This is a genomic window from Ancylobacter koreensis, from assembly GCF_023016525.1.
Lineage (GTDB): Bacteria > Pseudomonadota > Alphaproteobacteria > Rhizobiales > Xanthobacteraceae > Ancylobacter > Ancylobacter koreensis.
In genome coordinates this window covers 1,372,754-1,393,720 of the sequence record NZ_JALKCG010000001.1, presented here as the reverse complement: position 1 = coordinate 1,393,720, position 20,967 = coordinate 1,372,754, and the positions used below count along the sequence as shown (strand labels likewise).

At 68.7% G+C, this 20,967-nt stretch carries 18 protein-coding genes; 16 read left to right on the top strand and 2 right to left on the bottom strand.

Annotated features, from left to right (window positions below; all coding sequences use genetic code 11):
• Positions 1 to 5 precede the first annotated feature (5 nt).
• The 3 genes from folD (at position 6) to MWN33_RS06400 (ending at position 1,502) form a co-directional block, all read left to right on the top strand.
• Positions 6 to 881: a bifunctional methylenetetrahydrofolate dehydrogenase/methenyltetrahydrofolate cyclohydrolase FolD gene (gene folD / locus MWN33_RS06405; RefSeq protein WP_247199591.1), complete on the top strand. Its 876-nt coding sequence runs from the start codon at positions 6 to 8 to the stop codon at positions 879 to 881.
• A 103-nt stretch (positions 882 to 984) separates the two neighbouring features.
• Complete coding sequence (locus MWN33_RS19005) at positions 985 to 1,119, top strand: hypothetical protein (protein WP_281493575.1); 135 nt, start codon at positions 985 to 987, stop codon at positions 1,117 to 1,119.
• Entirely contained in the window at positions 1,116 to 1,502 is a 387-nt protein-coding gene (locus tag MWN33_RS06400; protein WP_247199590.1) for a type II toxin-antitoxin system death-on-curing family toxin, read from the top strand. Before MWN33_RS19005 ends, MWN33_RS06400 begins: the two co-directional genes overlap by 4 nt.
• A gap of 3 nt (positions 1,503 to 1,505) precedes the next feature.
• On the opposite strand, the gene sthA is transcribed toward MWN33_RS06400, so the two are convergent.
• The gene (gene sthA / locus MWN33_RS06395) at positions 1,506 to 2,900 is read right to left on the bottom strand and encodes a Si-specific NAD(P)(+) transhydrogenase (protein WP_247199589.1); all 1,395 of its coding nucleotides are present in this window, start codon (positions 2,898 to 2,900) and stop codon (positions 1,506 to 1,508) included.
• 192 nt (positions 2,901 to 3,092) lie between these two features.
• Here sthA and MWN33_RS06390 point away from each other — a divergent pair, with 192 nt between their 5' ends.
• The 6 genes from MWN33_RS06390 to MWN33_RS06365 all read left to right on the top strand — a co-directional run bounded on the left by MWN33_RS06390 (position 3,093) and on the right by MWN33_RS06365 (position 9,010).
• Complete coding sequence (locus MWN33_RS06390; protein ID WP_247199588.1) at positions 3,093 to 3,761, top strand: helix-turn-helix domain-containing protein; 669 nt, start codon at positions 3,093 to 3,095, stop codon at positions 3,759 to 3,761.
• 104 nt (positions 3,762 to 3,865) lie between these two features.
• On the top strand, positions 3,866 to 4,747 hold the full coding sequence (locus tag MWN33_RS06385) for a class II glutamine amidotransferase (protein ID WP_247199587.1): 882 nt from the start codon (positions 3,866 to 3,868) through the stop codon (positions 4,745 to 4,747).
• Complete coding sequence (locus MWN33_RS06380; protein WP_247199586.1) at positions 4,744 to 5,469, top strand: GltB/FmdC/FwdC-like GXGXG domain-containing protein; 726 nt, start codon at positions 4,744 to 4,746, stop codon at positions 5,467 to 5,469. Before MWN33_RS06385 ends, MWN33_RS06380 begins: the two co-directional genes overlap by 4 nt.
• Before the next feature lie 12 nt (positions 5,470 to 5,481).
• Positions 5,482 to 6,819 (top strand): FMN-binding glutamate synthase family protein, encoded by a 1,338-nt coding sequence (locus MWN33_RS06375; protein WP_247199585.1) that lies wholly within the window; start codon positions 5,482 to 5,484, stop codon positions 6,817 to 6,819.
• 95 nt (positions 6,820 to 6,914) lie between these two features.
• Positions 6,915 to 8,219: a type III glutamate--ammonia ligase gene (glnT, locus tag MWN33_RS06370; RefSeq protein ID WP_247199584.1), complete on the top strand. Its 1,305-nt coding sequence runs from the start codon at positions 6,915 to 6,917 to the stop codon at positions 8,217 to 8,219.
• A gap of 131 nt (positions 8,220 to 8,350) precedes the next feature.
• Positions 8,351 to 9,010 (top strand): hypothetical protein, encoded by a 660-nt coding sequence (locus MWN33_RS06365; protein ID WP_247199583.1) that lies wholly within the window; start codon positions 8,351 to 8,353, stop codon positions 9,008 to 9,010.
• A gap of 6 nt (positions 9,011 to 9,016) precedes the next feature.
• Here MWN33_RS06365 and MWN33_RS06360 read toward each other — a convergent pair whose 3' ends face one another.
• Positions 9,017 to 10,474 carry a helix-turn-helix domain-containing protein gene (locus MWN33_RS06360; protein WP_247199582.1) on the bottom strand — a complete coding sequence of 486 codons (1,458 nt, stop codon included), beginning with the start codon at positions 10,472 to 10,474 and terminating at the stop codon, positions 9,017 to 9,019.
• A 142-nt stretch (positions 10,475 to 10,616) separates the two neighbouring features.
• Between MWN33_RS06360 and MWN33_RS06355 the strand changes: the two genes are divergently transcribed.
• From MWN33_RS06355 to MWN33_RS06325, 7 genes are all read left to right on the top strand, one after another.
• Positions 10,617 to 12,152 (top strand): acyl-CoA carboxylase subunit beta, encoded by a 1,536-nt coding sequence (locus MWN33_RS06355; protein ID WP_247199581.1) that lies wholly within the window; start codon positions 10,617 to 10,619, stop codon positions 12,150 to 12,152.
• A gap of 9 nt (positions 12,153 to 12,161) precedes the next feature.
• Positions 12,162 to 14,177, top strand: a complete 2,016-nt coding sequence (locus MWN33_RS06350; RefSeq protein WP_247199580.1) for an acetyl-CoA carboxylase biotin carboxylase subunit — start codon at positions 12,162 to 12,164, stop codon at positions 14,175 to 14,177.
• Positions 14,178 to 14,185: 8 nt separating this feature from the next.
• Positions 14,186 to 16,042, top strand: coding sequence for a methylmalonyl-CoA mutase family protein (locus MWN33_RS06345; RefSeq protein ID WP_247199579.1), 1,857 nt, complete (start codon positions 14,186 to 14,188; stop codon positions 16,040 to 16,042).
• Positions 16,043 to 16,099: 57 nt separating this feature from the next.
• Positions 16,100 to 16,468 carry a hypothetical protein gene (locus MWN33_RS06340; RefSeq protein ID WP_247199578.1) on the top strand — a complete coding sequence of 123 codons (369 nt, stop codon included), beginning with the start codon at positions 16,100 to 16,102 and terminating at the stop codon, positions 16,466 to 16,468.
• A 37-nt stretch (positions 16,469 to 16,505) separates the two neighbouring features.
• Positions 16,506 to 18,662: a methylmalonyl-CoA mutase gene (gene scpA / locus MWN33_RS06335; protein ID WP_247199577.1), complete on the top strand. Its 2,157-nt coding sequence runs from the start codon at positions 16,506 to 16,508 to the stop codon at positions 18,660 to 18,662.
• 657 nt (positions 18,663 to 19,319) lie between these two features.
• The gene (locus MWN33_RS06330) at positions 19,320 to 20,075 is read left to right on the top strand and encodes a GntR family transcriptional regulator (RefSeq protein WP_247199576.1); all 756 of its coding nucleotides are present in this window, start codon (positions 19,320 to 19,322) and stop codon (positions 20,073 to 20,075) included.
• Positions 20,076 to 20,079: 4 nt separating this feature from the next.
• Positions 20,080 to 20,883, top strand: coding sequence for a transporter substrate-binding domain-containing protein (locus MWN33_RS06325; protein ID WP_425531957.1), 804 nt, complete (start codon positions 20,080 to 20,082; stop codon positions 20,881 to 20,883).
• Positions 20,884 to 20,967: the final 84 nt, after the last annotated feature.

The window sequence follows — 20,967 nt, the reverse complement described above, 5'->3', positions numbered from 1 at the left end:
CCCCGATGGTCGAGACCCGCCTGATCGACGGCAAGGCCTTCGCCGAGGGCATGCGCGCCCGGCTGAAGGAGGACGTCGCCGCCTTCGTGCGCGAGACCGGCGTGACGCCCGGCCTCGCGGTCGTTCTGGTGGGAGAGGACCCCGCCAGCGCGGTCTATGTCCGCAACAAGGGCAAGCAGACGGTCGAGGCCGGCATGGCCTCGCTGGAGCACAAGCTGCCCGCCGACACGCCGCAGGACGAGGTGCTGGCGCTGGTGCGGGCGCTCAACGCCGATTCCAGCGTGCACGGCATCCTCGTGCAGCTTCCCCTGCCCGCTTCTATCGACGCGCAGGCGGTGCTCGCCACCATCGATCCGGCCAAGGACGTCGACGGCTTCCATGTGGTGAATGCCGGCCGCCTCGCGGTCGGTCTCGACGCGCTGGTGCCCTGCACGCCGCTCGGCTGCGTGATGCTGCTGAAGGACGTGCTCGGCTCGCTCGCCGGGCTGGAGGCGGTGGTCGTCGGGCGCTCCAACATCGTCGGCAAGCCGCTGGCGCAGCTCCTGCTGCGCGAGGACGCCACCGTCACCATCGCCCATTCGCGCACGCGCGACCTGCCCGGCGTGTGCCGGCGCGCCGATATCCTCATCGGCGCCGTCGGCCGGCCGGAGATGATCCGCGGCGACTGGATCAAGCCGGGCGCCACGGTGATCGACGTCGGCATCAACCGGGTGGCGGGAGTGGACGGCAAGGCCCGGCTGGTCGGCGATGTGGCGTTCGACGAGGCGCAAGGCATTGCCGGCGCCATCACCCCGGTGCCGGGCGGCGTCGGCCCGATGACCATCGCCTGCCTGCTCGCCAACACGCTGACGGCGGCGAAGCGGCAGGTGGGGGCCGATTGAGTAACCGCGCGCAGAGGCCTATATTCTCGGCATGAGCACCAATAGCCGAGCCAAACGTCCCAGCCAGCCGACGCCTGTCGCGGGCACTCTCCCTGAGCGGGCCGTGCGCGTGCAGGCCGCGCTGGAGGCCGGCGGCTTCGCGGTGAAGGTGGATGAGGCCGGCGAGTTCGACGCCCGCGCCTTCGCCGAGGCGGCCATGGCGCGCTGGCCCAAGGTGATGAAGAAGCTTGGCGAGTGATCGAGCCGCGCTGGATTGCATCGGCGTTCGCCATAGAACTCAATCGGCGGCTGGTCGAGTTTTCCGGCGAGCCCTTCCTTCTGCGCGACGAGGGGCTGCTCGAATCCGCCCTCGCCGTGCCCCAGAATCGATGGCACTACGAGCAGGTCGATGACATCGGTCTGCTCGGGCTCAGCCTTGCCGTGGCCGTCGCCCGGAACCATCCCTTCGGACAGGGCAATAAGCGCACCGCATGGGCGGCGATGCTCGCCTTCTTCGCGATGAACGGCGTCGCGATGCTGAACGAGGACGACACGCGTCACGCCGAGGCGTTCATTGCTGTTCTGACCGGGGATTTGCCGGCCGAACGCCTCCTCGAAGCGATGATTATCGCGGAGGCGTGACCCTCACCCCCGCGACATGCGGTTCCAGGCGTCGAGGCCGGCGATCTTGTAGGCTTCGGCCAGCGTCGGGTAGTTGAACGTGTTCTCGATGAAATAATCGATCGTGCCCTTCAGGTTGAGCACCGCCTGGCCGATGTGGATCAGCTCGGTTGCGCCCTCGCCGACGATGTGTACGCCCAGCAGGCGGCGGGTCTTCACCGAGAAGATCATCTTCATCATCCCGTTGTTCAGCCCCATGATGTGGCCGCGCGAGGTCTCGCGGAAGCGGGCGATGCCGCATTCGTAAGGGATCTCGCGCTTGCGCACCTCCTCCTCGCTCATGCCGACGGTGGAGATTTCCGGCACCGCGTAGATGCCATAGGGAAAGAACTCGGGCGGCGGCGGCGGCTCCAGCCCGAAGGCGTGGCAGGCGGCGAGGCGGCCCTGCTCCATCGAGGTCGAGGCAAGGCTGGGGAAACCGATCACGTCGCCGGCGGCGTAGATGTGCGGCACCGAGGTCTGCAGCGTCTTGGGGTCGACGCCCAGCCGTCCGCGATGATCGACCGCGAGCCCGGCGGCCTCCAGATTCAGCCGATCGGTCGCGCCCACGCGCCCGGCGGCGAAGAGCAGCATGTCGGCGGTGACGACACGCCCGTCGCCCAGCTTGCAGCTCGGCCGCTCGTCCGGCCCGAGCGTGATCTCGGTCACCTTGGCGCCGAACCGCAGGCCGACATTGCGGTCGCGCAGCTCGTGGGTGAATTCCTCGATCAGCTCCTTGTCGATGAAGTCGAGGAAGCTGTTGCGGGGTTCGATCAGCGTCACCGCCACGTCGAGGGCGGAGAAGATCGAGGCGTATTCGACGCCGATGACGCCGGCGCCGATCACCGCGAGGCTGCGCGGCAGCTTGGGCAGGTCGACGATCTCGTCGCTGTCGAACACGCTCATGCCGTTGAAGGGCACGTAGTCCGGCCGGAAGGGGCGCGTGCCGACCGCAATCAGCACATGGGCGCCGGAGACCTTCTCGACCTCGCCGGCCTCGCCGGTGATCTCGATGGTGTGCGGGTCGAGAAAGCGCGCCTCGCCGCGCGCGGTCTTCACCCCGTTGCGGGCGAACTGGTGCTCCAGCACGTCGACCTCGTGGTCGAGCGTCTTGTGCAGGCGTGCCATCAGGTCGGCGGCGCCGATGTCCTGCTTGACCCGGTAGGAGCGCCCGTAGAAGCCGCGCTCGCGCCAGCCGGAGAGGTTCAGCACCGTCTCGCGCAGCGTCTTGGAGGGGATGGTGCCGGTGTGCACCGAGACGCCGCCGACGCGGCGGCCCTTCTCGATCACCAGAACCGACTTGCCGATCTTGGCGGACTGGACGGCGGCGCGGCGGCCGGAGGGGCCGCTGCCGATGACAATCATGTCGTAATCGTACATGGAGACGCGGGACCGTTCTGCTGGCGGCACGAAGCTACCGCCATCAATGCACGATGAATGCCAAGCCTGCATGACGGCGCGCCGGGCTGTCGCAAGCCTGTCGTCGCAACACTGTCGGCGCGGGCTGTCGCCGGGCTTGCTTTTGCCGGCGCAAGGCGTGTTCCCTCACGACGGGCAGCGGAGACGACGAGAGTGGCGAACAGCGGACGGCGCAGGACGGGCGGGACGGCGCAGGAGCCCGTCGAGGATCTGACCACCGGCTCGGGCGCCCCGCAGCCGCGCGAGCGCACGCTGGAACAGGCGCTCGGCCAGCACGTGCGGACGCTGCGCCGCGATCTCGATCTCACCGTGTCCGATCTCGCCAGCGCGGCGGGCATCTCGGTGGGCACGCTGTCCAAGATCGAGAACGGGCTGATCTCGCCCTCGCTGGCGACGCTGCAGGCGATCTCGACCGTGCTCAACGTGCCGATCTCCTCGCTGTTCACCAGCTTCGAGGAGAAGCGCGACTGCTCCTATGTGCAGGCGGGCGGCGGCGTGCGCATCGAGCGGCGCGGCACCAAGGTCGGGCACCTCTACGAGCTGCTCGGCCATGCCGTGGGCGGGGAGGTGGCGGTCGAGCCCTATCTCATCACGCTGAGCGAGGAGGCGGTGCCCTATACCGGCTTCCGGCATGACGGCGTGGAGTTCATCCACATGCTTTCGGGCGAGGTGGTCTACCGCCACGGCGAGCGCACCTATCACCTCAAGCCCGGCGATTCCCTGCTGTTCGACAGCGCCGCCAGCCACGGGCCGGAGGAACTGCTGGTGCGGCCGATGAGCTATCTGTCGATCATCATCTACCCCCGCGAGCCGGAACGCTGATTTTCCTCCGACGAAAATATTATTCATAGTCGATTGACGCCCGAACGCCGCGCTCCTAAAAGATGCGGGAACGTTATTCTCCCTCGCCTGCCAGGAGTTCCGCCATGTGCGGCATTGTCGGCCTGTTCCTGAAGCAGCCGAAGCTGGAGCCGGAGCTCGGCGCCCTGCTGTCGGAAATGCTCGACATCATGTGCGATCGCGGGCCGGATTCGGCCGGTTTCGCCGTCTATGGCGCCGGCACGCCCGGCTTCGTGAAGCTCACGCTGCGCGGCCCGGCCGGCACCGATTTCGAGGCGCTGGGCGCCGAGATCGGCCATCGCGTGACGCCGCGCGACACCCATGGCGTGCTGAGCGTGCCCGCCGCCGAGGAGCCGGCCGTGCGCGCCGCGCTCGCCCGCCTCGCCCCCGGGCTGCGCGTGGTCGGCGCGGGCAGCCGCATGGAGCTCTACAAGGAGGTCGGCCTGCCGGCAGATGTGGCGAAGCGCTTCAAGCTGGAGGCGATGAGCGGCACCCACGCCATCGGCCATACCCGCATGGCAACCGAAAGCGCCGTGACGACCGACGGCGCCCATCCCTTCTCCACCGGCCCCGACCAGTGCCTCGTGCACAATGGCTCGCTGTCGAACCATGCCGGCGTGCGCCGCCTGCTGGCCCGCGAGGGCCTGCCCGTGGCCACCGAGAACGACAGCGAGGTGGCGGCCGCCTACCTCACCTACCGCATGCGCGGCGGCGACACGCTGGGCGAGGCGCTGACCCACTCGCTGGACGATCTCGACGGCTTCTACACTTTCGTGGTGGGCACCGAGAGCGGCTTCGGCGTGCTGCGCGACCCCATCGCCTGCAAGCCCGCCGTCATGGCGGAAACCGACGATTACGTCGCCTTCGGCTCGGAATATCGCGCGCTCGCCGGCCTGCCGGGGATCGGCAATGCGCGGGTCTTCGAGCCGGAGCCGGCCAAGGTGTATTTCTGGGACCGCGCCGCATGAGCCTCTCGATCAAGCCCGTCGCCGCTACCGGCGAAACCGTGTTCGACCTCGCCGCGCAGCCGCTGCGCGAGCTGAACTGCGCGCTGCACAAGCTGTCCGCCGACACCAACGAGACGTTCTGGCGGGTGCTGAACCCGGCCGGCCGCCACGCCGTCGCCGCCGGGCTCGACGCGCCGGTCATCGTCGAGATCGACGGGCCGGTCGGCTATTACTGCGCCGGCATGAACAAGCAGGCGAGCGTGATCGTGAACGGCAATGCCGGCGTCGGCGTCGGCGAGAACATGATGAGCGGGTTCATTCATGTCAGGGGCGACGCCAGCCAGTCGGCCGGCGCCACCGCCCATGGCGGGCTGCTGGTGATCGACGGCAACGCCTCGGCCCGCTGCGGCATCTCGATGAAGGGCATCGACATCGTGGTTAAGGGTTCGATCGGCCATATGAGCGCCTTCATGGCGCAGGCCGGCACCCTCACCGTGCTGGGCGACGCCGGCGAGGCGCTGGGCGACAGCCTCTATGAGGCGAAGCTGTTCGTGCGCGGCTCGGTCGCCTCGCTGGGGGCCGACTGCATCGAGAAGGAGATGCGCGAGGAGCACCGCGCGCTGCTCGCGGCCAAGCTGGAAGCGGCCGGCATTCTCGGCGAAGTCGATATCTCCGAATTCCGCCGCTACGGCTCGGCCCGCACGCTCTATCATTTCCACGTCGACAACGTGTCGAGCTACTGAGGGCGCGGCGAGATGACCGACCACAACAATATTCCGCGCACCACGCCCCGCGCCTCCGCCACCTTCGACGAGTACACGCTCTCGGAAATCCGCCGCGCGGCGGCGACCGGCATCTACGACATCCGCGGCGGCGGGGCGAAGCGGCGGGTGCCGCATTTCGACGACCTGCTGTTCCTCGGCGCCTCCATGTCGCGCTACCCGCTGGAGGGCTACCGCGAGAAGTGCTCCACGGAGGTCGTGCTCGGCACGCGCTTCGCGAAGAAGCCGATCGAACTGAAGATCCCGATCACCATCGCCGGCATGAGCTTCGGCTCGCTCTCGGCCAACGCCAAGGAAGCGCTCGGGCGCGGCGCCTCGGCCATGGGCACCTCGACCACCACGGGCGACGGCGGCATGACGAACGAGGAGCGCGGGCACTCCACCCAGCTCGTCTACCAGTATCTGCCTTCGCGCTACGGCATGAACCCAGACGACCTCAAGCGCGCCGACGCCATCGAGGTGGTGGTCGGCCAGGGCGCCAAGCCCGGCGGCGGCGGCATGCTGCTCGGCCAGAAGATCACCGAGCGCGTGGCGGCGATGCGCACCCTGCCCGTCGGCATCGACCAGCGCTCGGCCTGCCGCCACCCGGACTGGACCGGGCCGGACGACCTCGAAATCAAGATCGAGGAACTGCGCGAGATCACCGACTGGGAAAAGCCGATCTATGTGAAGGTCGGCGCCGCCCGGCCCTATTACGACACGGCGCTTGCGGTGAAGTCGGGCGCCGATGTGGTGGTGGTCGACGGCATGCAGGGCGGCACGGCGGCGACGCAGGAAATCTTCATCGAGCATGTCGGCATCCCGACGCTGGCCGCCGTGCGGCAGGCGGTGAAGGCGCTGCAGGACCTCGGCATGCACCGCAAGGTGCAGCTCGTCGTCTCCGGCGGCATCCGCAACGGCGCCGACGTGGCCAAGGCGCTGGCGCTCGGCGCCGACGCGGTCGCCATCGGCACCGCCGCGCTGGTCGCGCTGGGCGACAACGACCCGCGCTATGCCGCCGAGTACGAGGCGCTGGGCTCGAAGGCCGGCGCCTATGACGATTGGCATGAGGGACGCGACCCCGCCGGCATCACCACGCAGGACCCCGCGCTGATGGCGAGGCTCGACCCGGTGGCGGCCGGACGGCGCCTCGCCAATTACCTCGCCGTGCTGACGCTGGAGTGCCAGACCATCGCGCGCGCCTGCGGCAAGAGCCACGTGCACAATCTCGAACCGGAGGATCTGGTGGCGCTCACCATCGAGGCCGCCGCTATGGCCAACGTGCCGCTGGCCGGTACGGACTGGATTCCCGGCAGGAACGCAGGCCTCTGAACGACCCGGCCCCGCGCCTCGGCGCGGGGTTTGCACGTCATGACCACCAACGAGCCCCCAACGGGCCGGGGAACAGCACGGAACCGGATTGCACCATGGCGAACGATCTTGCGCATGCCGCCAAAGAACTCGGCATCAAGTACTTCCTGATCTCCTATGTCGACCTGTTCGGCGCGCTGCGGGCAAAGCTCGTACCTGCCGCCGCCATAAGCGGCATGCAAAAGGCCGGCGCGGGTTTCGCGGGCTTTGCCACCTGGCTCGACATGACGCCGGCCGACCCGGACCTGTTCGCGGTGCCGGATGCCGACAGCCTGATCCAGCTTCCCTGGAAACCGGAGATCGGCTGGCTCGCCTCCGACCTCGTGATGAATGACGAGCTGGTGGCGCAGGCCCCGCGCAACGTGCTCAAGACCACCATCATGGGCGCCGATTCCATCGGCTACCAGATGAAGACCGGCGTCGAGTGCGAGTTCTTCCTGACCAATCCCGACGGCACCGCGATCTCCGATGGCGCCGACAACGCCACCAAGCCCTGCTACGACCAGTCCGCCCTGATGCGCCGCTACGAGGTCATCAAGGAAATCTGCGACAGCATGCTGGCGCTGGGCTGGGGGCCGTACCAGAACGACCATGAGGACGCGAACGGCCAGTTCGAGATGAACTGGGACTTCGACGATGCGCTGATCACCGCCGACCGCCACGTCTTCTTCAAGTTCATGGCCCGCTCCATCGCCGAGAAGCACGGGCTGCGCGCCACCTTCATGCCCAAGCCCTTCATCGACCTCACCGGCTCGGGCTGCCACATGCACACCTCTCTGTGGGGAGCGGACGGCTCCAACCTGTTCGAGGACGAGGCCGGCGAGCTCGGCCTGTCCGACATCGGCTACAATTTCATCGGCGGGCTGATCCACAATGCCGAGGCGCTGTGCGCCTTCACCAACCCGACGGTGAACTCCTACAAGCGCATCAACGCGCCGCGCACCGTCTCCGGCGCCACTTGGTCGCCGAGCTCGGTCACCTACACCGGCAACAACCGCACCCACATGATCCGCATCCCCGATGCAGGGCGGCTCGAACTGCGCCTGCCGGACGGCGCGGCCAACCCGTATCTGGCCCCCGCCGCCGTGCTCGCCGCCGGCCTCGACGGCATCCAGAACCAGCGCGATCCCGGCAAGCGGCTCGACCTCAACATGTACACGGACGGCCACAAGGTGCGCGGCGCCAAGAAGCTGCCGCTGAACCTGCTGGACGCCATCCGCGCGCTGGAGAAGTCCTCGGTGCTGCGCAACGCCCTCGGCGCCCCGCTGATCGAGGGCTACACCAAGCTGAAGACCGAGGAATGGAACGCATATTCGCGCCATCTCACCCAGTGGGAGCGCGATAATACCTTGGATATATGACGCAGGTGTCACCACGCCCGGTGGACGACGCCCGGTTGCGTGACACCCGCCGGGCGGGCCTGTAAGGGACCCAGCTGGACGCGCGGCCGGGAATATTTCCCGTCCTCGAAGATCCGGAATCGGGAAAAAGAGTGTCGCTGTTCGGTAAGGGCTGGCCGCTGTTCAAGAACCGCGGCCCACGGCACCACGTGCTCATCACCGGCACGGGGCGGGCGGGAACGTCGTTCCTGATGCAGCTCCTGACCCGGCTCGATTTCGACACCGGCTTCAGCAAGAAGGTGCCCGATCTCAACCCGATCGCGCGGGCCGGCTTCGAGACCGATCCGCGCCGCCCCGACGCGCCCTATGTCGTGAAGAGCCCCTGGATCTGCGACTATATCGAGGAGGTTCTGGCCAATCCCGCCATCCGGATCGACCATGTCTTCGTGCCGGTGCGCAACTTCGAGGCCGCCGCAGCAAGCCGCGCGCATGTGCAGAAGGAGAATACGGGGCAGGAGGATGGCGGCATCGCCGTTCCCGGCGGCCTGTGGGACACCACCCGCGCCGCCGACCAGACGCAGGTGCTGCGCGAGCGCTTCACCCGTCTCGTCGAGCATCTCGTGCGCGCCGACATCGAGACGACCTTCCTGTGGTATCCGCGCCTGACGCAGGACCCCGCCTATCTCCACGCCAAGCTGGGCCGGGGCCTTAAGATGCCGGAACTGGACAGCTTCACCCGCACTTTCGAGGAGATCGTGCGCCCGGACTGGGTGCACAGCTTCACGCCGGACGACCGCAACGCCGAAGGCTGAGCCCCCTCAGTCGCGCACCGAGAACGGCACCACGCCGCGCCGGTCGGGATCAAGCACGATCTCGCGGTCGAGCGGGGGAAAGGCGCGCTCCGGGCAGGCCGTGCGCGGGCAGATGCGGCAGTTGACGCCGAGCGGGGCGACGGTGGCGGATTTCAGGTCCAGCCCGTCGGCATAGACCAGCTCGCCGGCATAGGAGACCTCGCAGCCGATGCCGAGCGCGAAGCGGCGCTCGCGGGCGCCGTAGCGGATGGCGGGCTTCGAGGTTCCCCGCGCCAGGCACAGATAACGCACGCCGTCCGGCATCTCGCCGAGCTGCACCAGCGTGCGCGAAGGCTGCTCGAACGCCTCGTGCACATTCCACACCGGGCAGGCCCCGCCATAGCGGGCGAACTGGAAGCGCGTGGCGCTGTGACGCTTGATGACGTTGCCGGCACGGTCGACCTTCAGGAAATAGAACGGCACGCCCTTCTCGCCCGGCCGCTGCAGAGTGGAGAGCCGGTGGCAGACCTGCTCAACGCTGGCGCCCGTCATAGCGGCCAGCAGGTCGAGGTCGTGGCGCCTCGCGCGCGCCAGCCGCGCGAAGCGGCGATAGGGCAGGATCAGCGCGCCGGCATAGTAGTTCTGCAGCGACAGCCGGCACACCTCGCGCGCCGTCGCGCTGCGGAAGCCCGCGTCGATCACATGCTGGTCGATCGCCTCGCTCTGCTCGAAACGGGCGATCAGCGCGCCGAGGCGGAACGCCTGGCTGGCGCGGTCCAGCGTGCGCGCCAGCGTCGCCACCCGGCGGTGGCGGTCGAAGGCCAGCAGCGGCGCATCGGGCTGGTCGGCGGGGGCAAGGTCGACCACGATGTCGTGGCGCTGCCGCAGGTGCTGCACCAGCACGCCCACCGCGTCGTCGCGGGCGAACAGGTCGAGCGCGGCGTTGCGCTCCTCCGCCGCGCGGTCGAGCCCGTCCACGTAGTTGTCGATGTAGTGGAAATGGTCGCGCACCTCCTCATAGGGCGCGAGGTTGCGCCCCTCGTCGGGCGGCGCGCCTCCATCCACCTCGCGCGCCACCGAGATCACGGCATCGTCCTGCGCGGCGCGGCGCTCCTCCAGCCGGCGCATGGCGCCGTGCAGGCGCAGGAAGGCGTGCGCGAAGGTCGGGGCGTGGGTGGTGGCGTTCTTCAGATCCTGAAGCGTCGGCTCCAGCCCGCGGAAAACCGGATCGGCCAGCGCCTCGCGCAGATCCGCGACGATACGGTCGAGATCGTCGGCGCCAAAACGCGTAATGTCGAGGTCGAAGGTGCGGCTGATGGCGAGCAGCACGGCGGCGGTGACCGGCCGCTGGTTGCTCTCGATCTGGTTGATGTAGCTCGGCGACAGCGCCAGCCGGCGGGCGAAATCCATCTGCGTCAGCCCGAGCCGCTCGCGCGCATGGCGCACCGCATGGCCGGCGAACACTTTCTTCGACATGCCGGCCATGGACGCGTTCGTCTTCCCTCGTCGATTTTGTGAAAATTTTACAGTTTCACGATCCGCATTTTCACAGCTTATGTTTTGCCTCGCAAGGGCCTAGAAGCGTTACAGAGCACCGCGAGCAAAGACGAACGTCCGGGAGAACGCCATGAAGCACATTCTCGACGAACTGGAGCAGCGCCGCGCCGGCGCGCGGCGCGGCGGCGGCCAGCGGCGCATCGACGCCCAGCACACGCGCGGCAAGCTCACCGCCCGCGAGCGCATCGAACTGCTGCTCGACACCGGCTCCTTCGAGGAGTTCGACACCTTCGTCCAGCACCGGTGCACCGATTTCGGCATGGACAGGGCCGAGAAGATCCCCGGCGACGGCGTTGTCACCGGCTGGGGCACGGTGAACGGGCGGCGCGTCTTCGTCTTCGCCAAGGACTTCACCGTGTTCGGCGGCTCGCTGTCGGAGGCGCACGCGGCCAAGATCACGAAGATCCAGGACCTCGCGCTGAAGACCCGCGCGCCGATCATCGGCCTGTTCGACGCCGGCGGCGCGCGCATCCAGGAGGGCGTGGCCGCGCTCGGCGGCTATGGCGAGGTGTTCAAGCGCAACGTGCTGGCCTCCGGCGTCGTGCCGCAGATCTCCGTCATCATGGGTCCCTGCGCGGGTGGCGACGTCTATTCGCCTGCGATGACCGACTTCATCTTCATGGTGCGCGACACCTCCTACATGTTCGTCACCGGGCCGGAGGTGGTGAAGACCGTCACCAACGAAACCGTGACTTCGGAGGAACTGGGCGGCGCCAAGGTGCACACCTCGAAGTCCTCGGTGGCGGACGGCGCCTATGAGAACGATGTCGAGTGCCTGCTGCAGATGCGCCGGCTGATCGACTTCCTGCCCGCCAACAACCAGTCCGGCGTGCCGGAATGGCCGAGCTTCGACGATGGCGAGCGTCTCGACGCCTCGCTTGACACGCTGGTGCCGGACAACCCGAACAAGCCCTACGACATGAAGGAGCTGATCGGAAAGGTCGTCGACGAGGGCGATTTCTTCGAGATCCAGGCCGCCTTCGCCGGCAACATCGTCACCGGCTTCGGCCGGGTCGAGGGCAAGACGGTCGGCATCGTCGCCAACCAGCCGATGGTGCTGGCCGGCGTGCTCGACGCTGATGCGTCACGGAAGGCTGCGAGGTTCGTGCGCTTCTGCGACGCCTTCGAGATCCCGATCCTCACCTTCGTCGACGTGCCGGGCTTCCTGCCGGGCACCGCGCAGGAATATGGCGGGCTGATCAAGCACGGCGCCAAGCTGCTCTTCGCCTATTCGCAGGCCACCGTGCCGCTGGTCACCGTCATCACCCGCAAGGCCTTCGGCGGCGCCTATGACGTGATGGCCTCCAAGCATATCGGCGGCGACGTGAACTATGCCTGGCCCACCGCCCAGATCGCCGTGATGGGCGCCAAGGGGGCGGTGGAGATCATCTTCCGCGCCGACATCGACGACCCCGCCAAGATCGCCGAACGGACGAAGGAATATGAGGAGCGGTTCCTCTCGCCCTTCGTGGCGGCCGAGCGCGGCTATATCGACGAGGTGATCACGCCGCGCTCGACAAGGAAACGCATCGCCCGCGCACTCGCCATGCTCGCCTCGAAGAAGGTCGAGACGCCGGCGAAGAAGCACGACAACCTGCCGCTTTGAGATCGCGCCATGTTCAGGAAAATCCTCATCGCCAACCGTGGCGAGATTGCCTGCCGGGTCATCAAGACCGCGCGCAGGATGGGCATCGCGACGGTGGCGGTCTATTCCGACGCCGACAAGGACGCGCTGCATGTGGAGATGGCCGACGAGGCGGTGCCTATCGGCGCCGCGCCGGCCGCGCAGTCCTATCTCGACGCCGAGAAGATCATCACGGCGGCGAAGGCCACCGGCGCCGAGGCGGTCCATCCCGGCTACGGCTTCCTGTCCGAGCGCGCGAGCTTCGCCACCGCGCTGAAGGAGGCCGGCCTCGTCTTCATCGGCCCCAATCCGGGGGCCATCGAGGCGATGGGCGACAAGATCGAATCCAAGAAGGCGGCGGCGGCGGCCAGCGTCTCGACCGTGCCGGGCCATCTCGGCGTGATCGAGGATGTCGCGCACGCCGCGCGCATCGCCGACGAGATCGGCTATCCCGTGATGATAAAGGCCTCGGCCGGCGGCGGCGGCAAGGGCATGCGCATCGCCCATTCGCGCGACGAGGTGGAGGACGGCTTCGAGCGCGCCCGCTCGGAGGCGCGCTCCTCCTTCGGCGACGACCGTGTCTTCGTCGAGAAGTTCATCGTCCAGCCGCGCCATATCGAGATCCAGGTGCTGGGCGACAAGCACGGCAACGTCATCTATCTCGGCGAGCGCGAATGCTCGATCCAGCGCCGCAACCAGAAGGTCGTCGAGGAAGCCCCCTCGCCGCTGCTGGACGAGGCCACCCGCCGAAAGATGGGCGAGCAGGCCGTCGCGCTGGCCAAGGCCGTGAACTATGACAGCGCCGGCACGGTGGAATTCGTCGCCGGGCAGGACAAGTCGTTCTACTTCCTCGAAATGAACACCCGCCTGCAGGTGGAGCATCCGGTGACGGAGCTGATCACCGGCATCGACCTCGTGGAGCAGATGATCCGCGTCGCCGCCGGCGAGCCCCTCGCGCTCCGTCAGGACGACGTGAGGCTGAACGGCTGGGCGGTGGAATCGCGCGTCTATGCCGAAGACCCCTATCGCGGCTTCCTGCCCTCCATCGGCCGCCTCACCCGCTACCGCCCGCCGGCGGAGGGGGTGAATGAAGGCATCACCGTGCGCAACGACACCGGCGTCTATGAGGGCGGGGAAATCTCGCTCCATTACGACCCGATGATCGCCAAGCTGATCACCCACGCGCCGACGCGCGAGGCGGCGATCGAGGCGCAGGCCGACGCGCTGGACGCCTTCGCCATCGACGGCATCCAGCACAACATCCCCTTCCTCTCCGCGCTGATGACGCATGAGCGCTGGCGGGCGGGGAGGCTCTCCACCGGCTTCATCGCCGAGGAATACCCCGACGGCTTCCACGCCACCGCGCCGAGCGAGGGGCTGGCCCGCAAGCTGGCGGCGGTCGCGGCGGTGATCGACAATGTGGGCAATGCGCGCAAGCGCAGAATCTCCGGCCAGCTTGCCGGGCGCCCCGTCGTGTTCGAACACCAGCGCGTGGTGCGGCTCGGCGATCTCGCTTTGCCCTGCGAGGTCGACCGCGCGGCGGGCGGCTTCATCGTCACCTTCCTCGATGAGAAGGGCCGCCCGGCGGGCACGCACGAGCTGCGCTCGGGCTGGCAGCCGGGCGAACCGGTGTGGAACGGGGTGTTCGACGACGAGGCCATCGCGGTGCAGGTGCGGCCGCGCCTCAACGGCGTGGCGCTGGCCCATCGCGGCGTGGCGGCCGACGCGCTCGTCTACACGCGGCGCGAGGCGGAACTTGCCGCGCTTATGCCGGTGAAGGTGCACGCGGGCGCCGGCAAGCAGTTGCTCTGCCCGATGCCGGGGCTGGTGGTCTCCATCGCGGTTTCCGAGGGGCAGGAGGTGAAGGCCGGCGAGGCGCTCGCCATCGTCGAGGCGATGAAGATGGAGAACGTGCTGCGCGCCGAGCGCGACGCCACCGTCGCCAAGGTGCTCGCCAAGGCGGGCGACAGTCTCGCGGTCGATGCCGTGATCCTCGAATTCGCCTGAGGGAGCCGATGGATCTCGATCTGGACAGCTTCCCGCCCGCCACCCGCGCCGACTGGCTGAAGCTGGTCGACGGCGTGCTGAAGGGTGCGCCCTACGACAAGCGCATGGTGACGCGCACGTCGGACGGCATCGCCCTCGACGCGCTGCCCGAGCGGCGGCGCGAGGCCTCCCCCATCGCCGGCCGCCCGGCCGGAGCGCCGTGGAAGATCGTCGCCCGCATCGACCATGACGACCCCGCCAGCGCCAATGCGCAGCTTCTGGAAGACCTCGACGGCGGCGCGGACGGGGCGACGCTCGTCTTTGCCTCCGCGCCCTCGGCCGGCGGTTTCGGCCTTCCGGTGCGCCATGAGGAGCTGGTGGCGACGCTGAAGGGCGTGCTGCCGGAACTCGTCACGCTGCGCGTCGAGGCGGGGCGGTTCCAGGGCCGCGACATCGCGCTGGCGCTGGCCCGTCTCTACGAGGCGCACGACCCGGCCACGCTCGACCTTCGCTTCGGGCTCGATCCCATCGGCGACTTCGCCGCCTCCGGCGCCGCGCCCATCGAATGGGAGGCCCTCGCCGCCCGGCTCGGCCAGACGGTCGGGGCGCTGCGGGCGCGCGACCTCAGGGCGCCGATGGTGCGCGCCGACGGGCGGCTTCACCACGCGGCGGGCGCCACCGACACGCAGGAGCTCGCCGCCGTGCTGGCGACCGCCCTCGCCTATCTGCGCGCGCTGGAGGCGGCCGGCCTCTCCATCGAGGAAGCGGCCGCCACCGTCGAGGTGACGCTGACGGCCGATGTCGACCAGTTCGGCACGCAGGCCAAGCCCCGCGCCTTCCGCCAGCTCTGGACGGCGCTGCTGGAGGCGTGCGGCGCAGGCTCCCTGCCGGTGGCGATCCACATGGAGACCGCGTGGCGCGCGCTGACCCGGCACGACCCCTATGTGAACCTGCTGCGCGGCACGCTCGCTGCCTTCGCCGCCGGCGTCGGCGGGGCGGACAGCCTGACCGTTCTGCCCTTCACGCAGGCGCTGGGCCTTCCCGATGCCGATGCCCGCCGTCTCGCCCGCAACACGCAGGCGATACTGATCGAGGAATCCAACGTGCACAGGGTCGCCGACCCTTCCGCGGGCGCCGGCGCCATCGAGGAGCGCACGGAGACGCTGGCGGCCGCCGCGTGGGAGCTGTTCCGCCAGATCGAGCGCGAGGGCGGCATGGTGGAGAGCCTCGCCTCCGGCGCCTGGCAGGCGCGCCTCGCCACCGCCCGCGCCGCGCGGGCGAAGGAGATCGCGACGCGCCGGCTGCCGGTCACCGGCACCTCGGAATTCCCGCTCCTCGGCGAAAGCGTGCCCGCCGTGCTGGCGCCGGCCCGCCGCGCGCCGGCCCCCGCGCCTTCGGAGGGCGCGCTGCTGTGCGAGCCGCTGCGCGGGCACCGCCTCGCCGAGCCGTTCGAGCGGCTGCGCGAAGCCGCCGCCGGGGCAAGCCCGGCGCCATCCGTGTTCCTCGCCAATCTCGGCACGCCGGCCGACTTCACCGCGCGCAACGGTTTCGCGCGCGCCGCTTTCGAGGCGGGCGGCATCAGGGCGATCTCGGGTGACGGGTTCACCGACCCGGCCGCGCTGGCGCACGCCTTCCGCGCCTCCGGCGCCCGCCTCGCCTGCCTGTGCGCGTCGGATGAGATGTATGCCGCCTCGGCCGAGGACGCCGCGCATGTGCTGAAAGAGGCCGGCGCGCCGGTGGTCTGTCTTGCCGGCCGCCCCGGCGAACGGGAGGCCGCGTGGCGCGCGGCCGGCATCGAGCTGTATCTGTCGGCCGGAGGCGACCTTCTCGCGCTGCTGGAGGACGTCCACCGCCGCCTTGGTCTGAACGCGGGAGCGGAACCATGAGCGCGCCCGCCCGTTTTCCCACAGGCGGCTTTGCCGCGATCACTGTAGGGAAGAGCCATGAAAACGCTGAACGTCGCCCTGTGCGGCGCACTGGCGTGGGGGGCGCTTGCACTCAGCCTGCCGGCACGGGGCGCCGGGGGGCTGCACGACGGCATCTGGCGCGTCGCCGCCGAGCCGGCCACCGGCCCGTGCTCGGAACGCCAGGAATTTTCGCTTTCCGTGGAGGACGGCCGCATCAGCTATGCCGGCTATCTCCCGGTCGACGCCAGCGGCTCGGTGGATGCGCTCGGCGTCATCCGCATCCGGGTGGTGCGCGGATCGGAAACGGTCGCGGCCAAGGGTCTGGTGCGCGGCGAGCGGGCCTCGGGCGAATGGGTTTCGCCGGCCAAGAACTGCACCGGCTCGTGGGTGGCTTACCGGAGCTGACACTCCGGGCGGCTGGCGGGCCGCAGGAGGATTTCCGATGAGCCGCATCCCGGATTTCGCCGGCGTGGATTGGCGCCCGCCCCGCCTCGCTGCGCCCCTTGCAAGAACACCAGACTGGGAAACGCCCGAGGGCATCGCGGTGAAGCCGCTCTACGGGCCGGCGGATGTTGCCGGCCTTGCGGCCATCGACAGCTACCCCGGCATCGCGCCTTTCCTGCGCGGGCCCTATCCCACCATGTACGCGACCCAGCCCTGGACGATCCGGCAATATGCCGGCTTCTCCACAGCGGAAGATTCCAACGCCTTCTACCGCCGCAACCTCGCGGCGGGCCAGAAGGGGCTGTCGGTCGCCTTCGACCTCGCCACCCATCGCGGCTATGACAGCGACCACCCGCGCGTCGCCGGCGATGTCGGCATGGCCGGGGTGGCGATCGATTCCATCTATGACATGCGCACACTGTTCTCCGGCATCCCGCTGGACCGGATGAGCGTATCGATGACCATGAACGGCGCGGTGCTGCCGATCCTCGCGCTCTATGTCGTGGCGGCGGAGGAGCAGGGCGTGAAGCCGGCCCAGCTCTCCGGGACCATCCAGAACGACATTCTCAAGGAGTTCATGGTCCGCAACACCTATATCTACCCGCCCGGCCCCTCGATGCGGATCATCGCCGACATCTTCGCCTTCACCTCGGCGAACATGCCGCGCTTCAACTCGATCTCGATTTCCGGCTACCACATGCAGGAAGCGGGGGCGACGCAGGATCTCGAACTCGCCTACACGCTGGCGGATGGCGTGGAATATGTGCGCGCCGGCCAGCGCGCCGGCCTGCCGATCGACGCCTTCGCGCCGCGCCTCTCCTTCTTCTGGGCGATCGGCATGAACTTCTTCATGGAGGTCGCCAAGCTGCGCGCCGCCCGGCTGATCTGGGCCAAGCTGATGAAGGAGCTCGGCGCGCAGAATCCCAAGTCGCTGCCGCTGCGCACCCATTCGCAGACCTCCGGCTGGAGCCTGACGGCGCAGGACGTGTTCAACAATGTGATGCGCACCATGGTGGAGGCGATGGCGGCGACGCAGGGCCACACCCAGTCGCTGCACACCAACGCGCTTGACGAGGCGCTGGCGCTGCCGACCGACTTCTCCGCCCGCATCGCCCGCAACACCCAGCTCCTCCTCCAGCAGGAAAGCGGCACCACCCGCGCCATCGACCCGTGGGGCGGCTCCTTCTTCGTGGAGCGGCTGACCGCCGACCTCGCCGCCAGGGCTCTCGGCCATATCGCCGAGGTAGAAGAACTGGGCGGCATGGCGAAGGCCATCGAGGCCGGCATCCCCAAGCTGCGCATCGAGGAGGCCGCCGCGATCACGCAGGCGCGCATCGATTCCGGCCGGCAGACCGTGGTCGGCGTCAACAAGTACCGCCCCGCGCGCGAGACCCCCATCGACGTGCTGAAGGTGGACAATTCGGCGGTGCGCGCCGCGCAGCTCGACAAGCTCGCGCGGCTGAAGGCCGAGCGCGACCCGCAGGCGGTCGCCGCCGCCCTCGCCGCTTTGGAAGCGGGGGCGCGCGAAAATGCTAACCTGCTGGCGCTCGCCATCGACGCCGCCCGCGCCAAGGCGACGGTGGGCGAGATTTCCGACGCGCTGGAGCGCGTGTTCGGCCGGCACCGGGCGGAAATCCGCGCGGTGTCGGGCGTCTACAGGCGGGAGGCCGGGGCGATGAGCGACAGGGTGAGCAAGATCCGCGCGCGGGTGGAAACCTTCGAACAGGAGGAAGGCCGGCGCCCGCGCATCCTCGTCGCCAAAGTCGGGCAGGACGGGCATGACCGCGGCCAGAAGGTGATCGCCTCCGCCTTCGCCGATCTCGGCTTCGACGTCGATATCGGCCCGCTCTTCGCCACGCCGCAGGAAGCCGCCCGGCAGGCGGTGGAGAACGACGTGCACGTCATCGGCATCTCCTCGCTGGCCGCCGGCCACCTCACGCTGGTGCCCGAGGTGAAGGCGGCGCTCGCCGCCGAGGGCCGGCCCGACATCATGGTGGTGGTGGGTGGCGTGGTGCCGCCGCAGGACTACGACGCGGTGCGAACTGCGGGCGCCGAGGCGATCTACCCGCCCGGCACCGTGATCGCGGAAGCCGCCGGCGAGCTCCTCGACAAGCTGGCCGAGCGTCTCGGCCACGCCCGCGCGGCGGCGGAGTAGTTTGTTGCGCGTCCTTAATTCCTGTATACTTGGACTACTCAGGTCGATTCGATCAAAAGAGTTGCCTTAGCCGGTCTGACTGCGATCAGAAGCAGTTTCAGCAATCAAAAGCTGACCGCGCAGATTTAACAGCATCATCATTAGGAGCGACCGATGGTCCGACTGGTCCTGGTGGTGGATGTTGCGCGCGTCCTGCTTGCAGTTGCGGTGCTCATCCACCTCTATTTCATCGTTTAGTGGCTTTGGCCCGGAAGCAGACCCGTGATCGGTTTTCGGGCCTATTCCGCAGCCTGTTGGTCAAAGAAGCAGCATTCTTGATGCAAGCGGCGCGTGCGTTCGGCCGCCGGGTGCTGCGCCGCCGCCCATACCCAGTCATCCCCGGGCGTGACCCGGGGATCCATGTCCTGCCCACACGCATCGAAGAAAGGCGTGGATGGCCGGGTCAAGTCCGGCCATGACGGTGCTCTCTCGGAGCCGCTGGGCCGCTTCTACACCGTCATCCCCGGGCGTGACCCGGGGATCCATGACTTCTCCGACCCTCGCGTCGCGCGAAAGACGTGGATGGCCGGGTCAAGCCCGGCCATGACGGTGCTCTCTCCCGCGGCCTTGGCACGTGACTTGCTTACAGGCTTGTATACAAGTTTGTGAGCAAGCCTGATGAACCCGGCCACCGCCAATATCGAGGAAGCGATCCTCTCGGCCATCCTCGCCGGCCGCATCGACCCCGGCACGCGGCTGGGCGAGCAGAAGCTCGCCGACCTGTTCGGCGTTTCGCGCACCCGCGTGCGCGAGGCGATGATGCGGCTGGAGACGCGCGGCGTGGTGCAGGTCAGCGCCCGGCGTGGCTGGTACGTGGTCGAACCCTCGGCCGAGGAGGCCCGCGAGGCGTTCCAGACCCGGCGCGTTATCGAGACCGGCCTGCTGCAGACCGTGCGCGAGGTTCCGCCCGCCGTGCTGGCGAGCCTGAAGGAGCACGTCGCCATCGAGCGCCGCGCCATCGAGACCGGCGATGTCCACAGCCGCGCCTGCCTGCTCGGCGATTTTCACATCCACCTCGCCGATGCGCTCGGCAACCGGCTGCTGACCGAGATCATCCGCGACCTCACCGCCCGGACCACGCTGATCTCGATGCTCTACCAGCCGACCGAGAAGGCCGAGGAATCCAGCCACGACCACGAGGACATCGTCGCCGCCATGGAGGCGGGCGACCTCAGCCTCGCCGCCCGGCTGATGGACGAGCACATCGGCAAGGTCGAGGCCGGGCTGGACCTGACCGCCCGCCCCGACCCGCTCGCCGGGCTTCGCGAATTGCTGTCGCCGTCGACCTTCGCCGGCAACGCCCCCTCCGTGCCGCATCACCATTCCCACAGCCATCCCCACACCAACGACCATCCGCTCACCAAAGAGGATTGATCGCATGAACATTCGCACCTTCCGCCGCCGCAGCTTCCTCGGCCTCGCCGCCGGCGCCCTGCTCGCCGCCACCCAGATGCCGCTGCCGGCGGCCGCCGATGCGCTCGCCACCATCGAGGCGAGCAAGGTGATCCGCATCGCCGTGCCGCAGGATTTCCCGCCCTTCGGCACGGTGGGAGCCGACATGGAGCCCAAGGGCTACGACGTCGACGTCGCCAAGCTCATCGCCGCCAAGCTGGGCGTGAAGCTGGAGCTGGTGCCCGTCACCAGCGCCAACCGCATTCCGTATCTGCAGACCAACAAGGTCGACCTCGTCATCTCCTCGCTCGGCAAGAATCCCGAGCGCGAGAAGGTGATCGACTTCTCGGTCGCCTACGCCCCCTTCTTCAACGGCGTGTTCGGCCCGGCCGATGTGGCGGTGAAGGACGCGGCGGGCCTCGCCGGCAAGACGGTGGGCGTCACGCGCGGCGCGGTGGAGGACCTGGAGCTGACCAAGATCGCTCCCGCCGACACCACCATCAAGCGCTACGAGGACAATAACGGCACCATCTCGGCCTTCCTCTCGGGCCAGGTCGACGTCATCGCCACCGGCAACGTGGTGGCGGCCGCCATCCTCGCGCGCAACCCGCCGAAGAAGCCGGAGATCAAGTTCCTCATCAAGAACTCGCCCTGCTTCATCGGCCTCAACAAGAACGAGCCGGCGCTGCTCGCCAAGGTCGACGCCATCATCGGCGCGGCCAAGAAGGACGGCGCGCTCGACGCCATCTCGCAGAAGTGGCTCGGCGCCGGCCTGCCGGCGGATCTGTGAGCGGAGCGCGCTGAATATGTGTCCCGGCCCAGCGGAGCCATAGGCGAAGCGCAGAGCCGGGATCCAGCACAAGGAACCGCCGAA

What these genes read in the sequence shown, in the direction of transcription:
- sthA (WP_247199589.1), bottom strand. Translation starts at nt 2,900, where the DNA reads ATGTACGATTACGACATGATTGTCATCGGCAGCGGCCCCTCCGGCCGC.
- MWN33_RS06345 (WP_247199579.1), top strand. Translation starts at nt 14,186, where the DNA reads ATGGATCTCGATCTGGACAGCTTCCCGCCCGCCACCCGCGCCGACTGG.
- MWN33_RS06325 (WP_425531957.1), top strand. Translation starts at nt 20,080, where the DNA reads ATGAACATTCGCACCTTCCGCCGCCGCAGCTTCCTCGGCCTCGCCGCC.
- MWN33_RS06350 (WP_247199580.1), top strand. Translation starts at nt 12,162, where the DNA reads ATGTTCAGGAAAATCCTCATCGCCAACCGTGGCGAGATTGCCTGCCGG.
- MWN33_RS06380 (WP_247199586.1), top strand. Translation starts at nt 4,744, where the DNA reads ATGAGCCTCTCGATCAAGCCCGTCGCCGCTACCGGCGAAACCGTGTTC.
- MWN33_RS06355 (WP_247199581.1), top strand. Translation starts at nt 10,617, where the DNA reads ATGAAGCACATTCTCGACGAACTGGAGCAGCGCCGCGCCGGCGCGCGG.
- MWN33_RS06330 (WP_247199576.1), top strand. Translation starts at nt 19,320, where the DNA reads ATGAACCCGGCCACCGCCAATATCGAGGAAGCGATCCTCTCGGCCATC.
- MWN33_RS06375 (WP_247199585.1), top strand. Translation starts at nt 5,482, where the DNA reads ATGACCGACCACAACAATATTCCGCGCACCACGCCCCGCGCCTCCGCC.
- glnT (WP_247199584.1), top strand. Translation starts at nt 6,915, where the DNA reads ATGGCGAACGATCTTGCGCATGCCGCCAAAGAACTCGGCATCAAGTAC.
- folD (WP_247199591.1), top strand. Translation starts at nt 6, where the DNA reads ATGGTCGAGACCCGCCTGATCGACGGCAAGGCCTTCGCCGAGGGCATG.
- MWN33_RS06385 (WP_247199587.1), top strand. Translation starts at nt 3,866, where the DNA reads ATGTGCGGCATTGTCGGCCTGTTCCTGAAGCAGCCGAAGCTGGAGCCG.
- MWN33_RS06340 (WP_247199578.1), top strand. Translation starts at nt 16,100, where the DNA reads ATGAAAACGCTGAACGTCGCCCTGTGCGGCGCACTGGCGTGGGGGGCG.
- MWN33_RS06360 (WP_247199582.1), bottom strand. Translation starts at nt 10,474, where the DNA reads ATGGCCGGCATGTCGAAGAAAGTGTTCGCCGGCCATGCGGTGCGCCAT.
- scpA (WP_247199577.1), top strand. Translation starts at nt 16,506, where the DNA reads ATGAGCCGCATCCCGGATTTCGCCGGCGTGGATTGGCGCCCGCCCCGC.